The 18,560-nt window shown below is 40.1% G+C and carries 19 protein-coding genes; all 19 read left to right on the top strand.

Features of this window, described 5'->3' with window-relative positions; all coding sequences use genetic code 11:
* Positions 1–11 precede the first annotated feature (11 nt).
* The 19 genes from prmC to atpG all read left to right on the top strand — a co-directional run bounded on the left by prmC (position 12) and on the right by atpG (position 18,541).
* The gene (gene prmC, locus LG329_RS08420; protein WP_404455882.1) at positions 12–842 is read left to right on the top strand and encodes a peptide chain release factor N(5)-glutamine methyltransferase; all 831 of its coding nucleotides are present in this window, start codon (positions 12–14) and stop codon (positions 840–842) included.
* Between the two features lie 314 nt (positions 843–1,156).
* Positions 1,157–1,765 carry a stage II sporulation protein R gene (spoIIR, locus tag LG329_RS08415; RefSeq protein WP_404455880.1) on the top strand — a complete coding sequence of 203 codons (609 nt, stop codon included), beginning with the start codon at positions 1,157–1,159 and terminating at the stop codon, positions 1,763–1,765.
* Positions 1,766–1,831: 66 nt separating this feature from the next.
* The gene (locus LG329_RS08410) at positions 1,832–2,233 is read left to right on the top strand and encodes a hypothetical protein (RefSeq protein ID WP_404455879.1); all 402 of its coding nucleotides are present in this window, start codon (positions 1,832–1,834) and stop codon (positions 2,231–2,233) included.
* A gap of 156 nt (positions 2,234–2,389) precedes the next feature.
* The gene (locus LG329_RS08405) at positions 2,390–3,421 is read left to right on the top strand and encodes an L-threonylcarbamoyladenylate synthase (protein ID WP_404456503.1); all 1,032 of its coding nucleotides are present in this window, start codon (positions 2,390–2,392) and stop codon (positions 3,419–3,421) included.
* A 113-nt stretch (positions 3,422–3,534) separates the two neighbouring features.
* The gene (locus LG329_RS08400; protein ID WP_404455877.1) at positions 3,535–4,089 is read left to right on the top strand and encodes a manganese efflux pump MntP family protein; all 555 of its coding nucleotides are present in this window, start codon (positions 3,535–3,537) and stop codon (positions 4,087–4,089) included.
* A 912-nt stretch (positions 4,090–5,001) separates the two neighbouring features.
* On the top strand, positions 5,002–5,607 hold the full coding sequence (locus LG329_RS08395) for a low molecular weight protein arginine phosphatase (protein ID WP_404455874.1): 606 nt from the start codon (positions 5,002–5,004) through the stop codon (positions 5,605–5,607).
* A gap of 56 nt (positions 5,608–5,663) precedes the next feature.
* Positions 5,664–6,104: a ribose 5-phosphate isomerase B gene (gene rpiB / locus LG329_RS08390; RefSeq protein ID WP_404455871.1), complete on the top strand. Its 441-nt coding sequence runs from the start codon at positions 5,664–5,666 to the stop codon at positions 6,102–6,104.
* A 53-nt stretch (positions 6,105–6,157) separates the two neighbouring features.
* Positions 6,158–6,730, top strand: coding sequence for a TIGR01440 family protein (locus LG329_RS08385; protein WP_404456501.1), 573 nt, complete (start codon positions 6,158–6,160; stop codon positions 6,728–6,730).
* 115 nt (positions 6,731–6,845) lie between these two features.
* Entirely contained in the window at positions 6,846–8,081 is a 1,236-nt protein-coding gene (glyA, locus tag LG329_RS08380; RefSeq protein WP_404455868.1) for a serine hydroxymethyltransferase, read from the top strand.
* A 422-nt stretch (positions 8,082–8,503) separates the two neighbouring features.
* Positions 8,504–9,133 carry a uracil phosphoribosyltransferase gene (upp, locus tag LG329_RS08375; protein ID WP_404455865.1) on the top strand — a complete coding sequence of 210 codons (630 nt, stop codon included), beginning with the start codon at positions 8,504–8,506 and terminating at the stop codon, positions 9,131–9,133.
* Positions 9,134–9,151: 18 nt separating this feature from the next.
* Positions 9,152–10,264: a non-hydrolyzing UDP-N-acetylglucosamine 2-epimerase gene (gene wecB, locus LG329_RS08370; RefSeq protein ID WP_404455862.1), complete on the top strand. Its 1,113-nt coding sequence runs from the start codon at positions 9,152–9,154 to the stop codon at positions 10,262–10,264.
* 404 nt (positions 10,265–10,668) lie between these two features.
* The gene (locus tag LG329_RS08365; protein ID WP_404455860.1) at positions 10,669–12,843 is read left to right on the top strand and encodes a S8 family serine peptidase; all 2,175 of its coding nucleotides are present in this window, start codon (positions 10,669–10,671) and stop codon (positions 12,841–12,843) included.
* Between the two features lie 533 nt (positions 12,844–13,376).
* The gene (locus LG329_RS08360; protein ID WP_404455857.1) at positions 13,377–13,745 is read left to right on the top strand and encodes an ATP synthase subunit I; all 369 of its coding nucleotides are present in this window, start codon (positions 13,377–13,379) and stop codon (positions 13,743–13,745) included.
* Between the two features lie 23 nt (positions 13,746–13,768).
* Positions 13,769–14,491 (top strand): F0F1 ATP synthase subunit A, encoded by a 723-nt coding sequence (gene atpB, locus LG329_RS08355; RefSeq protein ID WP_404455854.1) that lies wholly within the window; start codon positions 13,769–13,771, stop codon positions 14,489–14,491.
* A 94-nt stretch (positions 14,492–14,585) separates the two neighbouring features.
* The gene (gene atpE, locus LG329_RS08350; RefSeq protein WP_404455851.1) at positions 14,586–14,792 is read left to right on the top strand and encodes a F0F1 ATP synthase subunit C; all 207 of its coding nucleotides are present in this window, start codon (positions 14,586–14,588) and stop codon (positions 14,790–14,792) included.
* Between the two features lie 177 nt (positions 14,793–14,969).
* Positions 14,970–15,497: a F0F1 ATP synthase subunit B gene (gene atpF, locus LG329_RS08345; protein WP_404455848.1), complete on the top strand. Its 528-nt coding sequence runs from the start codon at positions 14,970–14,972 to the stop codon at positions 15,495–15,497.
* A complete protein-coding gene (locus LG329_RS08340; protein ID WP_404455845.1) occupies positions 15,494–16,039 on the top strand; it encodes a F0F1 ATP synthase subunit delta in 546 nt (181 codons plus the stop codon). The genes atpF and LG329_RS08340 overlap by 4 nt, the downstream gene beginning before the upstream one ends.
* Positions 16,040–16,057: 18 nt before the next feature.
* The gene (gene atpA, locus LG329_RS08335; RefSeq protein ID WP_404455843.1) at positions 16,058–17,566 is read left to right on the top strand and encodes a F0F1 ATP synthase subunit alpha; all 1,509 of its coding nucleotides are present in this window, start codon (positions 16,058–16,060) and stop codon (positions 17,564–17,566) included.
* A gap of 114 nt (positions 17,567–17,680) precedes the next feature.
* Positions 17,681–18,541 carry an ATP synthase F1 subunit gamma gene (gene atpG / locus LG329_RS08330; RefSeq protein WP_404455840.1) on the top strand — a complete coding sequence of 287 codons (861 nt, stop codon included), beginning with the start codon at positions 17,681–17,683 and terminating at the stop codon, positions 18,539–18,541.
* Positions 18,542–18,560: the final 19 nt, after the last annotated feature.

Raw genomic sequence — 18,560 nt, 5'->3', positions numbered from 1 at the left:
TGGAAAAAGCAATGAAGCAATACGAAGTCCTGAAATGGGCTTCTCTTTTTTTAGAAAAACATCATAGGGAAGCTACTGTTGGGGAAATTTTGCTGCAGCATTATTTGAATGTGTCCCGCTCCATGTTTTTTGCGAATATGCAGGAGACTATTCCTGCTGTTCTTGTGGATAAGTTTAAAAAGTGGATCATTCTGCACGCGGAAACAGGGGTTCCAATTCAACACATAATCGGTGTGGAATCTTTTTATGGTAGAGAGTTTCTTGTCAACAAACATGTACTTATTCCGCGTCCGGAGACTGAAGAACTGATCGAACACATTCTTCAAACTACGGATGAGAAAGTTCAAACTATAGTCGATGTGGGAACAGGAAGTGGCATTATTGCGATTACTCTTGCGTTAGAATTGCCTAATGCGGAGATGTATGCAACAGATATTTCAGCCCAAGCTCTTGAGACCGCTAGGCAAAATGCCGAAAAGCTAAATGCTAACGTCACATTCCTAGAAGGAGATTTTTTACAACCAATTAGGCTACAAGGAATTGAACCAGATATGATTGTCTCCAATCCACCTTATATTGCATTGTCTGATGAACCTGCCTTGTCAGATACGGTCAAAAACTACGATCCACATCTTGCTTTGTTTGCCGAAGAAAACGGGCTTGCTGCATATAAAGAAATTATCCACAGCATACCTACAGGTGTTAAAAATGTTGTTTTCGAAATTGGATATGAACAAGGTCAAGCAGTTCAAACATTAATTAAAAATAAATATCCAGCTGCTGATGTGACAGTGATTAAAGATATAAATGGTCATGATCGCATCGTTTCTGCACAAATCTAAAACTTATCTCCTGTGGATAAGTTTTTCAGGTTTTAGAAAGAATAAAAGTTAATGCACTAAACTCGGGAGACACAAACGAAAACTCGGGCCACGAGTGCGAAGACTTGGGCGACACAGACGAAAACTTGGGAGACAAGCGCCAAGACTCGGGAGACGAGCCCCGAAACTCGGGCCACAAGCGCCAAAACACGGACCACTCATCCTCAAAATTCTCCCCTTAAATAACTATTAATTATTTTCTACTAGATTGCTAGTTTAAAATTATTTATATCCGCCCATACTGTTAAAAACAAACGTATGAGGGGGAACTATTGATGAAGAAGATTATCTTTTTTGTACTTATATTTTTTATATTATTTTTCTCGATGCCGTCAAATGGCGCAAGTGAACCAACGGATGACAACATGGATTATCAAGTGATCCCGGACGAGGCGATTCGTTTACGGATTTTAGCTAATAGTAATGGCGATCATGACCAGAAAATAAAACGCGCAGTACGTGACGCTGTGAATGCCAATATATCTAAATGGGTGGCAGATATCACGGATATAAACGAGGCACGTGAACTAATTCAGGCCAGACTTCCCGAAATAAGATCGATTGTAGCTGACACATTGAAAAAGGAAAATAAGGAACCAAAATTTGAAGTGAAATATGGGCCTAATGTAACTTTTCCAACAAAACTTTACGGCTCCTATATCTATCCTGCAGGCGAATATGAAGCAGTTTTGATTACTATTGGTGAAGGAAGAGGGGCGAATTGGTGGTGTGTACTATTCCCACCGCTATGCTTTCTGGACTTTGCTAATGGAACATCCGTCGCTACCGTAAAAGCTAGTGAAGTAGACCCGGACGCTATCAAACAAGAGGAAGAACCTGTTGAAACTAAATTTTTTCTATTTGAATGGTTAGGCCTGTCATAATGCTAGTCCATCGCGCATAACATAGTTTTAATAGATTGAAACTATTTAGTTGGAGAGGTGAAATAGATGGAATTGATTCTAGCAAAAGATGTATCAAATGCGAGATTAGATCAATTTTTATTAAATAACCAGGATGTGGATAAGGACCTGCTAACGGAAAAAGGCTACGTTGTCCAAATGGACGAGCAAATAGAAGGTTGTTTTGTTTTAGATGTAGTGGAAAATGGGGTTCACTGGTTGAAAAAACTACACGTTACCAAGCGGGCAGCGCATGGATTACCAGTCATTATTGAATCCATCTTAACGATAGCTAAGGAAAATCAGGCAACATGTGTATATGTACACAGCCAGCAGCCATTAGTGGATATTTTATTAGAATCCTTACAATTTCGTCCACAAAAAGATGCTGTCACTGTTAATATACCTGTTCACAATAGTGGAAACTGGTGGGCGTATGAAGTTTCATAGTGGATATTCACACGACTTGTTAACAATCCGTGGATAAGTTGGGGATAAACCATAACTTATCCACGATTTGTCCACAATAGCAAACGGAGTGATTCATTGCTTTTGCGAAATTTCCTATCATCGATTAGAATGAGTGGTAGAAATGGGGTGGCAATGATGACACATACAGTTCGATGGAATCTACATGAAAACGAAAAAATAAATAGTAAAGAAATACAAGAAGCAGCAGGATTCCTGAGAAACGGGATGACTGTTGCTTTTCCTACTGAAACGGTTTATGGATTGGGTGCAGATGCAACAAATGAAGAAGCGGTTGCTAAAATTTTTGAGGCAAAAGGGCGTCCTTCAGATAATCCATTAATTGCCCATGTTGCTACAAAAAAACAATTAACAGATCTTGTGGATAACTTGCCGGAATTTGCTGAAAAGTTGATTGATGCTTTTTCTCCAGGTCCAATCACATTTGTTTTACCAAGTAATGGTACATGTGCGAAAAATGTTACCACTGGCTTGCCTACGATAGGTGTCAGGATTCCAGACCATCCAATAGCATTAGAATTGTTAAAAGAAGCAGATATACCGGTCGCAGCGCCAAGTGCTAACATATCGGGTAAGCCTAGTCCTACTACCGCTGATCATGTATGGGTCGACTTAAACGAAAAAATTAACGGACTAATTGATGGTGGTTCAACGGGGGTTGGTTTGGAGTCTACTGTTATTGATTGCACAACAGAGCTTCCAATTATCCTACGTCCAGGCGGGATTACGAAAGAGCAAATTGAAGCAGTTGTTGGTACCGTTCTGGTTGATCCTGTCTTGGCAACTGGTCTTGGGAAGCCGAAAGCGCCAGGCATGAAGTATACCCATTATGCGCCAGAAGTACCGTTGTGGTTAATTGAAGGTTCTGTGGATAAAATTCAGAGCGTCATCGATCAGGAACTCACAAAAGGTAACAAGGTTGGTGTGATGGCAAGTGATGAAACAGCTCTTTTGCTGCAGTCAGATCAAGTTAAACAACTAGGGTCTCGTGACAATTTAGCAGAGATTGCAAATAATCTTTATGATGTATTACGTTCCTTTAAGAACGGCGATACTGACCTTATCATTTGCGAAGTTTTTCCTGAAACAGGAATCGGACAAGCCATTATGAACCGGTTACAAAAAGCGGCCGTGAAACATATAGAATAGACACTTTACTTAACTATTTTTCGACAAGTGACAGGTACCACCCGAATTAAGCTCAATCATAATCCAACTCGGACTAGCATACATTTTATGGACGAGTCTGAGGAGGATGGTTGATGATTGAAGAGCATGTAGGGGAGTTTGTTTCATTATTATTTATGGCGTTTGCACTCGGAATGGATGCGTTTTCCGTTAGTCTAGGAATGGGAATGCAGCTGATCCGGTTAAAAAGAATTGCATATATAGGGATAGTTATCGGTGTTTTTCATATGATCATGCCATTCATTGGTATTATGCTGGGGAAAGCTATTTCTGGCCAAATTGGACATGTCACTGTTTTTATTGGAAGTCTTTTATTAATCGTTATTGGTGCTCAGATGTTTTTTTCTGCTTTTAACCATGATGCTAAAAAAATTATCCAACCCACCGGAATTGGTCTCATCTTTTTCGCGATAAGTGTAAGCTTGGACAGTTTTTCGGTTGGCTTAAGTCTTGGCATGTCGGGAGTTAAAACAGCAATCGCGTTGGTTCTCTTTGGTGGTGCGAGCATGGTATTAACGTGGATTGGAATGATTGCTGGAAAAAAAGTACATGGATTCCTTGGTGTTTACAGCGAAATGTTGGGTGGAAGTATTCTATGTGTGTTTGGCCTGCTTTTACTCTTTAATTAATGCTCTTTTCGTACGCATTGTTGCTATTTCATCTTCATAGTTGATATATATTGCGACGTAACTTCTATCTATGTTAGATCTGTATTACTGATAATGGAAACAAGTTACTTAGGCAGCCGCAGCCCGTATACACTTCGCTTTCCGCGGGCGAGTGTCGAGCCTCCTCGGACTGCCGTCCTGCGGGGTCTCGTCGATCTCTTGCTTCCCGCAGGAGTCTCCGTGTAAACGGGCTGCTGGTATTATAGTTGCTAATAACAGAATTCATTAGTTGAAATAAATGACAAAGAATTCCTTACGTAAATAGCTTTACCAGTCCAGCATCGTTCCGGGCGGTGACTCCTGCGGGAACAGCACGTGTCCGAAGACCCCGCAGAGTGGTCGTTGATGAGGGCCGACTAAAACCGTCCTTTGCGGACAACGTCGGCATACCCCTTGCCGGGGCAAGGAGGCTGAGGTCGTGCCCTAAGGTGCGCATCCGCCCGGAGCGATCCTGGACGGCAGTAATAGCACATGTCTTTGAAAATAAACTTAAGGTTACGTAACATTTTATATCTATTCTCTCGAAAGCAACAATCTTTACGAAAACAGCCTTAATTAATGCCAAAAATAGGCAGTGATAATCGTTTACACTTTTTTCTGACAGTGACCTCTTTATATGGTATAGTTTTAGCAGGATATATTTTATTTGTCTAGCTCCAGCACCCATTACCTTATGCCCTTCCGGCTCCTCCTTACGATAAGGTCAACATCGAATCGCTTACGCTCTTCGTGTTTCCTTTATCTCAAAAAAAAGAAGGAGGTTCGATTAAGACCGCCACTTTGCGTGGCAACATCGAACTACCCACGTTGCGTGGGCACAGGTCATACGGCAATAACCGGGCGCTTGCGCTTTTCTATGGAGGTTACTTCCCTATGAATGTCTTGTTTATTTGTACCGGTAATACATGTCGAAGCCCGATGGCCGAGGCTTTAATAAATCATAAGCTACCGCACGCTACTGTACAGTCTGCGGGTATTTTTGCTGGACAAAATCAGCGGGCAAATCAAACAGCAATTGAGGCACTTAACATAGAGGGGATTACGCTAGATCATCGTTCACAACCGGTTACAGACAAGCTACTCCATTGGTCAGACCTTGTGTTAACGATGACTACACAACATAAACAATCATTGATTTTACATCATCCGAAATTTCAAGAAAAATATTATACCCTTAAAGAATATGTATCTGATGCAGATAAAGAAGTTTGGCAGGAGCTAAAAACAGCTTACGCCAACTATCAGGAAAAACGATCCACTTTTATTCAGGAAAATCAACCCAAAATGGATCAACATACACTAGAGCAACAATTAACAGTGTATTTGCGTGAGGATATACAAACGATTCAGCAACTTGAATCCAGTCTTATAAATTACGATATTTCAGATCCTTTTGGTGGAGATTTGAAGGTATATCAAGCGACATTAAAGGAACTAGATATGTATATTGATCAGCTAGTCAAAAAAATCGAAAAATAAACCGAAATGGTGCATAATAGAGTTATAGGAAATCATGGATAAGGAGTGAGACAAGCATGAAAGTAATTTTAACAGCAGACCATGCAGGAATGACCCTTCGTAAGGAAGTAATCGAACTTCTTAACGAAAAGGGAATAGAATATGAAGATACAGGCTGTGATTGTCAAAGTTCTGTAGACTACCCTGACTATGCTTTACCTGCTGCAGAGCGAGTTGCAAATGGTGAGTTCGATCGTGGGATTTTTATTTGTGGTACAGGAATTGGTATGTCGATAGCAGCAAATAAAGTATCTGGCATTAGGTGTGCGTTAGTGCATGATATGTATAGCGCTAAGCTAACCCGTCAGCACAATGATTCAAATGTGCTTGCAATGGGTGAGCGTGTAATCGGTCCGGGACCAGCTCGCGAGATTGCAAGAATATGGTTAGAGACAGAGTTTGACGGTGGCCGCCACGGCAATCGTATTGGAAAAATTTCAACGTACGAAGAAAAATAAGTGCATAGGCGCCACTCGAATTTTAATCAGTATAGGATAGGTGATTGCTCGTGATCGATCTACATCAACAAGTAAAAGATAACATTAACGCTCTCGTAAACGAGTGGAAGACACGTGATGATCTTAAACCTGGTGATTTTTTCGTCATTGGATGTTCGACAAGCGAAGTCGCTGGGGAACATATTGGTTCGTCCGGAAGCGAGGATTTGGCTGCTGTTATTTTTGATGGTCTAATGGATCTAAAGAAGGCAACCAATGTGAACCTTGCCTTTCAGTGCTGTGAGCATTTAAACCGTGCATTGGTTATAGAGCGGGAGGCTTTCGATCCGCGCTTTCATGAAGAATTATCTGTCATTCCAGCACCGCGGGCAGGTGGATCTATGGCCTCCTATGCATATAGGCACATGGACAATCCGGTTGTTGTAGAAAACATCCGAGCCAATGCTGGTATTGATATTGGCGATACCATGATAGGAATGCACCTAAAACATGTTGCAATACCACTTCGTTTTTCACAAAAAATGATTGGAAAAGCTCGTGTAACAGGGGCGAAAACTAGGCCAAAATTAATCGGTGGAGAACGAGCTATCTATACCAATTCAGAAGCAAACAAAATCTGCAAATAAATTTTGTACTTATCTGTCTAGCTCGAACGTCTACCTCTATGAGTGTTCCATTTAATCTTATCGGGGGGGTGTAGAGGCGTTTGCGCTTTTCTAATATTTCTAGGAGGTTCTAACTATGGAACATGTAAAACAAGGAGATCAGGAATTATATCAAGCAATACAGGATGAAAAAAAACGTCAGCATGACAAAATTGAATTAATCGCATCAGAAAACTTTGTCTCAGAAGCGGTTATGGAGTCAATGGGTTCTGTGTTAACGAATAAATATGCAGAGGGCTATCCAGGCAAACGCTATTATGGTGGTTGTGAGCATGTCGATGTGGTGGAAAACTTAGCGCGCGACAGAGCTAAACAGCTATTCGGAGCAGATCATGCAAACGTTCAACCACACTCTGGGGCTCAAGCTAATATGGCTGTATACTTCACTGTCCTGGAACCTGGTGACACCGTTCTTGGTATGAACCTAAATCATGGTGGACATTTAACACATGGTAGTCCAGTAAACTTCAGTGGTACACTTTATAATTTTGTTGATTATGGTGTGGAGAAAGAAACCGAACAGCTTGATTACGATGTTGTTTTGAAAAAAGCACAAGAAGTAAAACCAAAGCTTATTGTAGCTGGTGCAAGCGCATATTCCCGTCACATTGATTTTGCCAAATTCCGCGAAATTGCTGACGCAGTAGGAGCTTATTTAATGGTAGATATGGCTCACATTGCTGGATTAGTTGCTTCAGGACTTCATCAAAATCCAGTCCAGTATGCTGATTTTGTTACAACAACTACACATAAGACATTACGTGGACCTCGAGGCGGTATGATTTTATGTAAAGAAGAATTCGCGAAAAAGATTGATAAATCCGTATTCCCTGGAATGCAAGGTGGCCCATTAATGCACATAATCGCTGCAAAGGCTACGTCATTCAAAGAAGCTTTAACTGACGAATTCAAAACGTATTCGAAACAAGTGATTGAAAATGCAAAAGCATTAAGTGATGCATTAATGAAAGAAGGTATCCGCATCGTATCTGGCGGAACAGATAACCACCTACTACTTTTAGACGTAACAACGCTTGGTTTAACAGGAAAAGTTGCTGAAAAAGTATTAGATGATATTGGAATTACCACAAATAAAAATACAATTCCATTTGATGTCGAAAGCCCATTTGTAACAAGCGGTGTTCGAATTGGAACAGCAGCAGTTACAAGTCGTGGATTTGGAAAAGATGAAATGGAAGAAATCGCATCCATCATGTCATTTACACTAAGAAACCATGAAGACGAAGCAAAATTAAAAGAAGCTGCAGACCGTGTTTATAGTTTAACAAATAAACATCCGTTGTACGCATAATTGAAAGAGGCGTTCCTACTTTAACAGTAGGGGCGCTTTTTTGGCAGTTAAGAAATTTTTTCTTACTGCATAAGTGCAACTAAGGCTTAGCGATAAGCCAAGTCTTCTAATGGATAATGGGTTTGGGGATTTCCCAATTGGCGGTTATATTCGCATATTGGCCGATAAATTTTAATATTGGCAGTTATATTTAAATAATGGCCGATAAATTTTTATATCGGACGATATATCTGTATAACAGCTGATATCCTAGTTTAATGGCGGAAATAAATGAAAATCGGCGGATAAATATTATCTGGTTGTCTTTTCCAAGCTATGTTTAACTGACATGAATAAACAAAAACCGAGCTTTACTTGAAACACTGTCGATTTTTCAGTACAATTTTAAAGATGCATGAAACTATGAAGGAGTGATCAGCAAAATGGGAAAAGTACTCGTATTGGATCATCCGTTAATTCAACATAAATTAACGTACATAAGAGATAAAAATACAGGAACAAAAGAATTTCGTGAACTTGTTGATGAAGTAGCCATGTTAATGGCATTTGAAATTACACGTGACCTTCCTTTACTGGATAAAACAATCGATACACCAGTAATGGAGACGAATACAAAGGTGCTTGCAGGTAAGAAAATTGGTCTAATTCCAATTCTTCGTGCTGGACTTGGCATGCTTGATGGGATGTTAAAGTTAATCCCGAATGCCCGTGTCGGACATGTGGGTTTATACCGTGACCCTGAAACACTTCAACCAGTAGAATATTATGTTAAGCTACCTACAGATATTGAAGAACGTGAATTAATCGTGATTGATCCAATGCTTGCTACAGGTGGATCAGCCTGTGACGCAATCCAGGCATTGAAAAAACGTGGAGCGAAACAAATCCGTTTCATGTGCCTAATTGCTGCACCAGAAGGCGTCGAAAAATTAAAAGAAGAACATCCTGATGTAGATATTTATATTGCAGCACTTGATGAAAAACTAGATGAACATGCATATATTATCCCTGGACTTGGCGATGCTGGTGACCGCTTGTACGGTACAAAATAATTGATGGAGTGACAAATAATGAGTAAACGCATAAAAGTAATGACTATATTTGGAACGCGTCCAGAAGCAATTAAAATGGCTCCACTTGTTTTGGAATTAAAAAAACGAGAGCTTGAATTCGAACCAATTGTAACTGTTACTGCACAACATCGGGAAATGCTTGACCAGGTTCTAGAGATATTTGATATCACACCAGATTATGACCTTGATATCATGCAACAACGCCAAACAATTGCACAAATTACGACCCGTGCATTGGAAGGTCTGGATGACGTGATGAAAAAAGTACAACCAGATATTGTGCTTGTTCATGGTGACACAACGACAACATTCGCTGCATCGCTAGCTGCATATTACAATCAAATTGCAGTCGGACATGTAGAGGCAGGACTACGCACGTGGGATAAATATTCGCCGTATCCGGAAGAGATGAACCGTCAGCTTACCGGTGTAATGGCCGACCTTCATTTTTCTCCAACAGATAAGTCAAAGCAAAATCTGTTGAATGAAAATAAACCTGAAGATCGTATTTTTGTAACTGGAAATACGGCAATCGATGCATTAAAAACAACCGTCGATGAGTCATATGACAGCCCAATTCTCGATGAACTTGGCGACAAACGCCTCGTACTCATGACTGCGCATCGCCGTGAAAATCTGGGGAACAACATGGAGCAAATGTTCCGCGCAATCAAACGTATAGTCGTGTCACATGACGATGTTCAAGTGATCTATCCGGTTCATTTAAATCCAGTAGTCCAGGAAACGGCTGCAAATATATTAGGGGACGATGACCGGATTAAATTAATCGAGCCACTTGGAGTAGTTGATTTTCATAACTTCGCATCCCGGGCACATTTAATTTTAACTGACTCTGGTGGTGTGCAAGAAGAAGCGCCATCACTTGGTGTACCAGTTTTGGTTCTTCGTGATACTACTGAACGCCCAGAAGGAATCGATGCAGGAACATTAAAGCTGGCAGGAACAGACGAAGATACCATTTTTAATCTTGCAAACGAATTATTATCAGACAAAAATGCTCACGACAAAATGAGCAAAGCTTCTAATCCATATGGTGATGGAAAAGCGTCCGAGCGAATTGCTGATGCAATATCGGGTTATTTTAAATAGTTTAGAGGGAGTACTGCCAGTCTGGCGGTACTTTTTTTATATGTGAATTTTTATAAAATAGGTACATCAACCCCAATTACGCCCACAAAAAACCCTGCTCTTTCATGTATGTTTTCCCACTTTTTTCAAAAGCTATAAGAAAAGCGCAAGCGCCTTGGTCAGCCCCGACAGGTTTAAGACGAATCTCTTAGTGATGATTTTTATCACAAAGAGATTTGACTTAAAACCTCAGGCGGGCTAAGTGCTTGCGCTAGACAGATAAACGCCAAAGTTTTATACTTTCTTTCCTTGTTATAAAACCTGCCTTATCGCCAAGCTTTAATGGCGAAAGCCTTACTTGCACTTATGCAGTAAGAAAGGATTTATACTTTCTTAACTGCTAAAAAAAGGGGACCTCACGAATCATGCGACTACTCATTAAACTGACAGCAATCATGGCACTTATCCTCACTACACAGCCATATCCTGCCCATGCCCAAGAGGATAAAAACATCGTATCCATCATCATTGAAGTGGAAGGTGATCCTGAAGAACGTGAGGATTATTTACATACTTATTTTCCGTACGTGGAAGTGGTTGCAACCTTTGATAAACTGTTCAATGGTCTGGCACTGAAGTCCTCACCACGCAATCTGACAGAAATGGGTTCACTTGATTTTGTGAAAGCGGTCCACCCAGTCCGCACATACAAAGCATCAGAGACCCGTGCGCAAACGAAAAAAGTACCTATCATTCCTAACGACCTCAACAACACAAGCTTTACGGGTGACGGTGTAAAAGTAGGAGTCATTGACACAGGAATTGATTACAACCATCCTGACCTGGACGTTAATTATGTTGACGGCTATGACCTGGTAGATCTTGACGACGATCCTATGGAAACATTGCAGCAGCAAGGTATTCCCACTCTTCACGGCACACATGTGTCTGGCATTATTGCAGCAGATGGGCAATTTAAAGGTGTTGCACCAGATGTAGAACTTTACGCTTATCGCGCACTAGGACCGGGTGGTAGTGGGACATCGATTCAAGTAATCGCCGCTATGGAACAAGCGATTGATGATGGTGTCGATATCATCAACTTATCACTGGGTAATTCTGTGAATGGCCCGGACTTTCCGACAAGTGTAGCGGTGAACCGTGCAGTAAAGTTGGGAGTAGCAGTGGTAATCGCCAATGGGAATTCAGGCCCTGCAAATTGGACGGTGGGGTCTCCGGCAACAGCGTCAAAAGCGTTATCGGTTGGGGCATCTACATATCCTGAAAAAGTTCCGTACCTATACGATTCTCTCGAAGACAAATCGATCCCAATTAATCCGATGAATGGTGCACCTTCATGGAATTTTAACAAGGATTATCCGCTAGCATCCATCCAGGAAAACAATCTCCGTGGGAAAATAGCTGTTGTCCAGCGTGGCAATAAAATTCCTTTTTACGAAAAGGCAAAAGAAGCACAAGACAAAGGGGCAAAAGCGGTTATCATTTATAACAATGAAAAAGGGAACTTTAGTGGCTCGGTCGCAAATCAACAGGACCCAATCCAGATTCCAGTCGCATCCGTCTCTAAAAGTGCAGGTCAATGGCTGCTCAACCAAATACAAAATGGAGATCTCTACATGGAAACAAACTATCAAGAGATACCTAAAACGATTGCATCATTCAGTTCACGCGGTCCTGTTACAGTAAATTGGGATATTAAGCCAGATGTTGTTGCACCAGGAGCCAATATTCTAAGCACTGTTCCAAGTGGGTATGCATCCTTGCAAGGAACAAGTATGGCGGCTCCACATGTGGCGGGTGCGCTAGCATTGGTAAAAGAGGCGCATCCAAAATGGACGGTTGATCAATTAACAAACGCATTAAAAACGACGGCCAAGCCTTTGTACGATACAAGTGGCAAAATCCTGGATCCAATTGTACAAGGAATGGGATTGATACAACCAAAAGCAGCCATTCAAACGGATACGATTCTGCACGAACCTTTGCTATCTTTTGGAAAAGTTGAACGGCATCAAGAAATGAAAACAGTCAATTTAACAGTTGAAAATACTTCCAATCGTGAACAGGATTATTATTTTACCATCCCAAACCAACAGAAAGGACTGAGATGGCATCTGCCACAAGTGTTTACGGTCAAAGCAAACGGCAAAAAAACGATACCGATAAAAGTAGATGTTACCTCAAACTGGTTGAGTAAGGGAATCCATCAGGGTTACCTAGCGTTAAACAGTGAGGGCAAAACATATCAGTTACCATATCTTTTCCTTAATGAAACAGGGGATTATCAAAAAGCAATGGGGCTGGAGTTTTCTTTAAAAGCCTTTTCAGATGACACCTATGTTTATCGATTATATGTAACAGATGATGTTGAACATATAACAGTCGACTTATACAATCCGGATACTCTTGTACATGAAAAAACGCTGTTCGAAATTGATGAACCAGTTGTTGGAATGAATGAAGGGTTTTTGGATAAAAAGAAAGTGGATGTATCTGGTAAATATAAAGTGCTAGTGACCTTGACATTAAGCGGTGGAACTTACGATAGTTATGTAACGGAATTAATAGTTACAGAATAGATCTATTCGTTCACAAAAACGTCACGCAATTGTAATCACTTATCCTTTATACTATTAATAGAGTGTTTATGAGGAAGTGTATAACGTGCATGCAGAGTTTGTCGTAAAGTACGCGAAATACGCTTCCTGAACGTGAATAATTTGCCTTAATTTTCTATTGTATTTTATCTCACAAACTAATTGACAACACTCTAAGGCTATTGTACACTTGCGTAGTGTGGAATGATAAGGTTTTCAATATACTGCAATAATTATGTTTTTATGTCGAATTTGAGACTACGTAAGTATAAACGAAATCATTCTGCAAATGGTCCGATTTTTCTTACATATTCACTAAAAAATCTTAGTGTGAGTGAGATAGAATCAAGTCAACTTACTAAGCACTTGGATAGTTGATTCCGGGACAATAATCTTCCTTCTAGGCAGCATGCTTGTTGGGATATTTCCCGGACTGGAAGAAACAAGCTCATCAACAGAACCTACTATTATAAAGGTAGAATTCAGAGCTGACATTGACGGAGGCATAATAAATCATGAAGCAATATGAAAATATGATAGCCCGTCAACGCATGTGGATGCTCTACCTTCTCGCATTATTGATACTTGGAGCGGGGTTCACCCCTTATCTTCGTATCTTCCTCGGACTTCTTTTAGGAACTGTAATTAGTTTTTATAATTTATGGATCTTACAAAAGAAGATTTACGACTTAGGAGAGGCCGTAGTAAAAAAGCAAACCACAAGAGGACTTGGTACTGTAGCGCGATTTGCTGCCGTCGCATTATCAGTTATCCTTGCACTTCGTTTCGAAGATTATTTTAACATCATAGCTGTAATAATTGGATTAATGACTTCTTATATTGTCATTCTGATTGATTTTATGGTGTCTAGATTTAAAGATTAGTGCTTGAGAGAGGGGTGAATAACGTGGATCATACAGCACCGTTACTGGAAGATGTATTAGGAATACCTTGGCTTGATTTTAATATGTCGAATGTCTTAATGATTATTATTGCGAGCTTAATTGTATTTATTCTCTGTATGATAGGATCAAGATCACTGCAGATGAAACCAAAAGGTGCGCAGAATTTCATGGAATGGATCATAGATTTTGTCAAAGGCATAATCAATGACACGATGGATTGGAATACAGGTAAGATTTTCTTGCCATTGGGGTTAACACTTATCACATACATTCTGGTTAGTAACTTAATGGGGGTAGCGTTCATGGCTGTGTTCGGTCATGACTTGTGGTGGAAATCACCAACATCTGATCCAGGTGTTACATTATCACTTGCGGCGATGGTTATCCTGTTAACACATTTCTATGGAATTAAGGTCAAGGGTGTTAAGGAATATGGTAAAGACTTCATTAAGCCATTCCCAGCATTCCTACCTATAAAGCTACTTGAGGAGTTTGCAAACACCTTAACGTTAGGCCTTCGTCTATTTGGTAATATATTTGCCGGCGAGGTACTACTAGGTTTACTAGCAGGCGTAATGGCCTCTGGAGTATTGGGATTCGTAGGTGGAATACTCCCAATGTTGGCTTGGCAAGGATTTAGTATATTCGTTGGTGGTATCCAAGCATTTATTTTCACAATGTTAACAATGGTATACATGTCACACAAAGTAAGTACCGACCATTAAGGTCAAAACAAAATTGTGTATTAACCAGCTTTTCAGCATGACTGGCAAAGCAGGAAATAAAAATTAAAAACATATTTCGAGGAGGATTTATATTATGGGAAGTATAGCAGCTGCAATTGCAGTAGGTTTAGCAGCGGTAGGCGCTGGTGTTGGTAACGGTTTAATCGTAGGACGTACAGTTGAGGGGATCGCTCGTCAACCAGAACTTAAGAGTCAACTTCAAACTACAATGTTTATCGGTATTGGTTTAGTTGAGGCATTGCCGATCATCGCAGTAGTTATCGCACTAATGGTAATGTAGTAACAAAAGCGAAAGCGCCTGAAGCATTGGGCGCTGGAGCTAGACTTTGAGAAATAACAATGGCGGAGAGTGTCTTCCAATAGAATCTTCGCCCTTATTATGTTCCTTAATGAAAATGGATAAACGGTATTTATAAAAATGTAATGCCCAATAAGTTAGGCGAAAGGAGTGAATTCTGTGCAAGCATTCACTGGGTTTTCTACACTATATGCTGGAATTGGAGGATTTCATGTCGGTGACATGTTAGTCCAACTATTCTGCTTCATCATTTTACTAGCATTGCTTAAGAAATTTGCGTGGGGCCCTATCATGGGAATGATGCAAAAGCGTGAAGAGTATGTTTCAAATGAAATTGAATTAGCAGAGCAAAATCGTGCTGAAGCAGAGCGTGCGTCAAAAGAAGCGGCTGAACAATTACGCCAAACAAAAGAAGAAGCGCAAAAAATCGTTGAAGATGCAAAACATATTGGTGTGAAGCAGGAACAGGAAATCATCGAATCTGCACGTAAAGAAGCAGACCGGATTAAAGTTTCAGCTCAAGAAGAAATTCGTAATGAAAAAGAGAGAGCCATTCAAGCATTACAGGATAAAGTCGCATCTTTATCTGTTCTAATTGCTAGTAAGGTGATTGAGAAAGAAATCAGTGCAGAAGATCAGGAAAAACTGATCAATGAATACATTCAAGAGGTAGGAGAAGAGCGATGAGTGAAGCAGTAGTTGCTAAACGTTATGCAGAGGCTCTTTTTCAACTAGGAACTGAAAAGTCAACATTAGATAACTTAGACCAAGAAGCACTTGTAGTGCAGAAGGTCTTTGAACAAAATAAAAAACTTCATTCATTCTTGACGCATCCAGGCGTGACAAATGATAAGAAGAAGCAGTTTATAACGGAAGTGTTTAAGGGATTTTCTGCAGATATGTTAAATACAATGAAACTACTTGTAGAACGCAATCGTGCAGAACTTATGCCATTAATAGTGGAACAATTTATCCACTTATCAAATGATGCAAAAGGAATTGCTGAAGCAACCGTATATTCTGTTCGCACATTATCCGACAATGAAATTCAAAAGCTTAGCAATACATTTGCAAAACGCTTTGATAAGAAAGCAATTAAACTTGAAAATAAAGTTGATCCTTCGATTATTGGCGGTATCAAACTTCGCATGGGAAACTCGATTTACGATGGTTCCATTAGTGGAAAACTGAAACGCATCGAACGGAGTATTGTAACTGCAAACAAATGATGATAGGGGTGAAATGGTATGAGCATCAAAGCTGAAGAAATCAGTTCACTGATTAAACAGCAAATCGAAAATTTCGATTCTGATATTGAAGTAAGTGACGTCGGAACCGTTATTGAAATTGGTGACGGTATCGCACGCGCTCACGGTCTTGATGACGTTATGGCCGGGGAGCTAGTTGAATTTTCTAATGGTGTAATGGGATTAGCACAGAACCTTGAAGAAAGTAATGTTGGTATTGTTATCCTTGGACCATATACAGAAATTAAAGAGGGCGATGAAGTTCGCCGTACAGGTCGTATTATGCAAGTACCTGTTGGAGAAGAATTGTTAGGTCGAGTTGTTAATCCACTTGGACAGCCAATTGATGGCAGAGGTCCTATGGAGACAACTAAAACTCGTCCAATAGAATCTGCAGCACCAGGTGTAATGGATCGTAAATCTGTTGATGAACCATTACAAACTGGTATTAAAGCAATCGATGCAATTGTACCAATCGGACGTGGACAACGTGAGTTAATTATCGGTGACCGTCAAACAGGTAAAACAACAGTTGCAGTAGATGCAATTATCAACCAAAAAGATCAGGACATGATTTGTATTTACGTAGCAATTGGCCAAAAAGAGTCAACTGTTCGTGGTACAGTTGAGACATTCCGCCGTTATGGTGCATTAGATTATACAATCGTTGTATCAGCAGGTGCATCTGATCCTGCTCCATTATCATACCTTGCTCCTTATGCAGGTGTATCAATGGGTGAAGAATTCATGTACAACGGGAAACACGTATTGATCGTATATGATGATTTATCAAAACAAGCGGTTGCATACCGTGAACTTTCATTACTATTACGCCGTCCACCAGGTCGTGAAGCATTCCCAGGTGACGTATTCTACTTGCATTCACGTTTACTTGAACGTGCAGCAAAACTTAGTGATGCAAAAGGTGGCGGTTCAATGACCGCACTACCATTTGTTGAAACACAAGCAGGCGATATTTCAGCATATATCCCAACAAACGTTATCTCAATCACTGATGGACAAATCTTCTTACAATCAGATTTATTCTTCTCAGGTGTACGCCCAGCGATTAACGCAGGGTTATCGGTATCACGTGTTGGTGGTTCTGCACAAATTAAAGCAATGAAAAAAGTTGCTGGTACATTGCGTCTAGACCTTGCTTCTTTCCGTGAGCTAGAAGCATTTGCTCAGTTTGGTTCCGACCTTGATAAAGCAACTCAGGCGAAACTAAACCGTGGTCAACGAACAGTTGAAGTACTAAAACAAGGCTTACACAAGCCACTTGTTGTTGAAAAACAAGTAATGATTATTTATGCACTAACAAAAGGATTCTTAGATGATATTCCTGTAGAGGACATCACACGCTTTGAAAGTGAGTTCCATTCATGGCTTGATGAAAATGGTAAAGAAGTACTTGCGACTATTCGCGATACAGGAAAATTACCAGAAGCTGACGACATGAAAAATGCAATTGAATCATTTAAGAAAACTTTTTTACCGTCAAATTAAATTAGAAACGGTTTGAGATCGATTATGGCGGATTACGCAGCGAATCGATCACAACCGTATAGATAAATCGTTAGAAATGCAAGCAACCTTTGAATGAAAGGGTGGTGAAAAAGCTTGGCATCACTTAGAGATATTAAAAGTAAAATCGATTCAACGAAAAAAACGAAAAAGATCACCAAAGCAATGCAAATGGTATCCGCTTCAAAACTGAATCGTGCCGAACAAAATGCGAAATCTTTTGTACCTTATAGTGAAAAGATACAAGAGGTAGTATCAAATATAGCCCAAAATAATTCAAGTGCTAGTCATCCGATGTTAGAATCTCGTGATGTGAAAAAAACAGGATATCTTGTTATCACATCTGATCGTGGTTTAGCTGGAGGTTACAACAGTAGCGTTTTGCGTAAACTGAATCAAACGATTAATGAGAATCACAAGTCAAAAGATGAATATACCATAGTTGTTTTGGGACGTATTGGGTATGAGTTTTGCAAAAAACGTAATATGCCAGTAGCAAAACATATACTTGGTCTTGCTGATCAGCCTGATTTCGCTGAAATTAAGGAATTAGCTTATGACACCGTGCAAATGTTTATTAACGAAGAAATTGATGAACTTCATATTTTCTATAACCATTTTGTAAGTGTTATTTCGCAAGAGGTTACAGCGAAAAAAGCACTTCCACTTACAACAGTGGAGAATGCAAGTAGCAGTTCAAGTCAATATGAATATGAGCCGGATCAGGAAAAGATATTGGAAGTACTCCTGCCACAGTATGCTGAGAGTTTAATTTACGGTGCATTACTTGATGGGAAAGCAAGCGAACATGCTGCCAGAATGACAGCAATGCGTAGTGCTTCAGATAATGCTGATGATATTGTTGATGATTTATCATTGAAATATAACCGTGCACGTCAAGCAGCAATTACACAGGAAATCACAGAAATTATTGGTGGGGCAGCAGCGTTAGAGTAGCACTTTGACCAATTGATAA

This window comes from Virgibacillus necropolis (genome assembly GCF_044793635.1).
Taxonomy (GTDB): domain Bacteria; phylum Bacillota; class Bacilli; order Bacillales; family Amphibacillaceae; genus Virgibacillus_F; species Virgibacillus_F necropolis_A.
The sequence above is the reverse complement of the archived record's forward strand: the minus strand, read 5'-3'. Positions and strand labels throughout refer to the sequence as shown.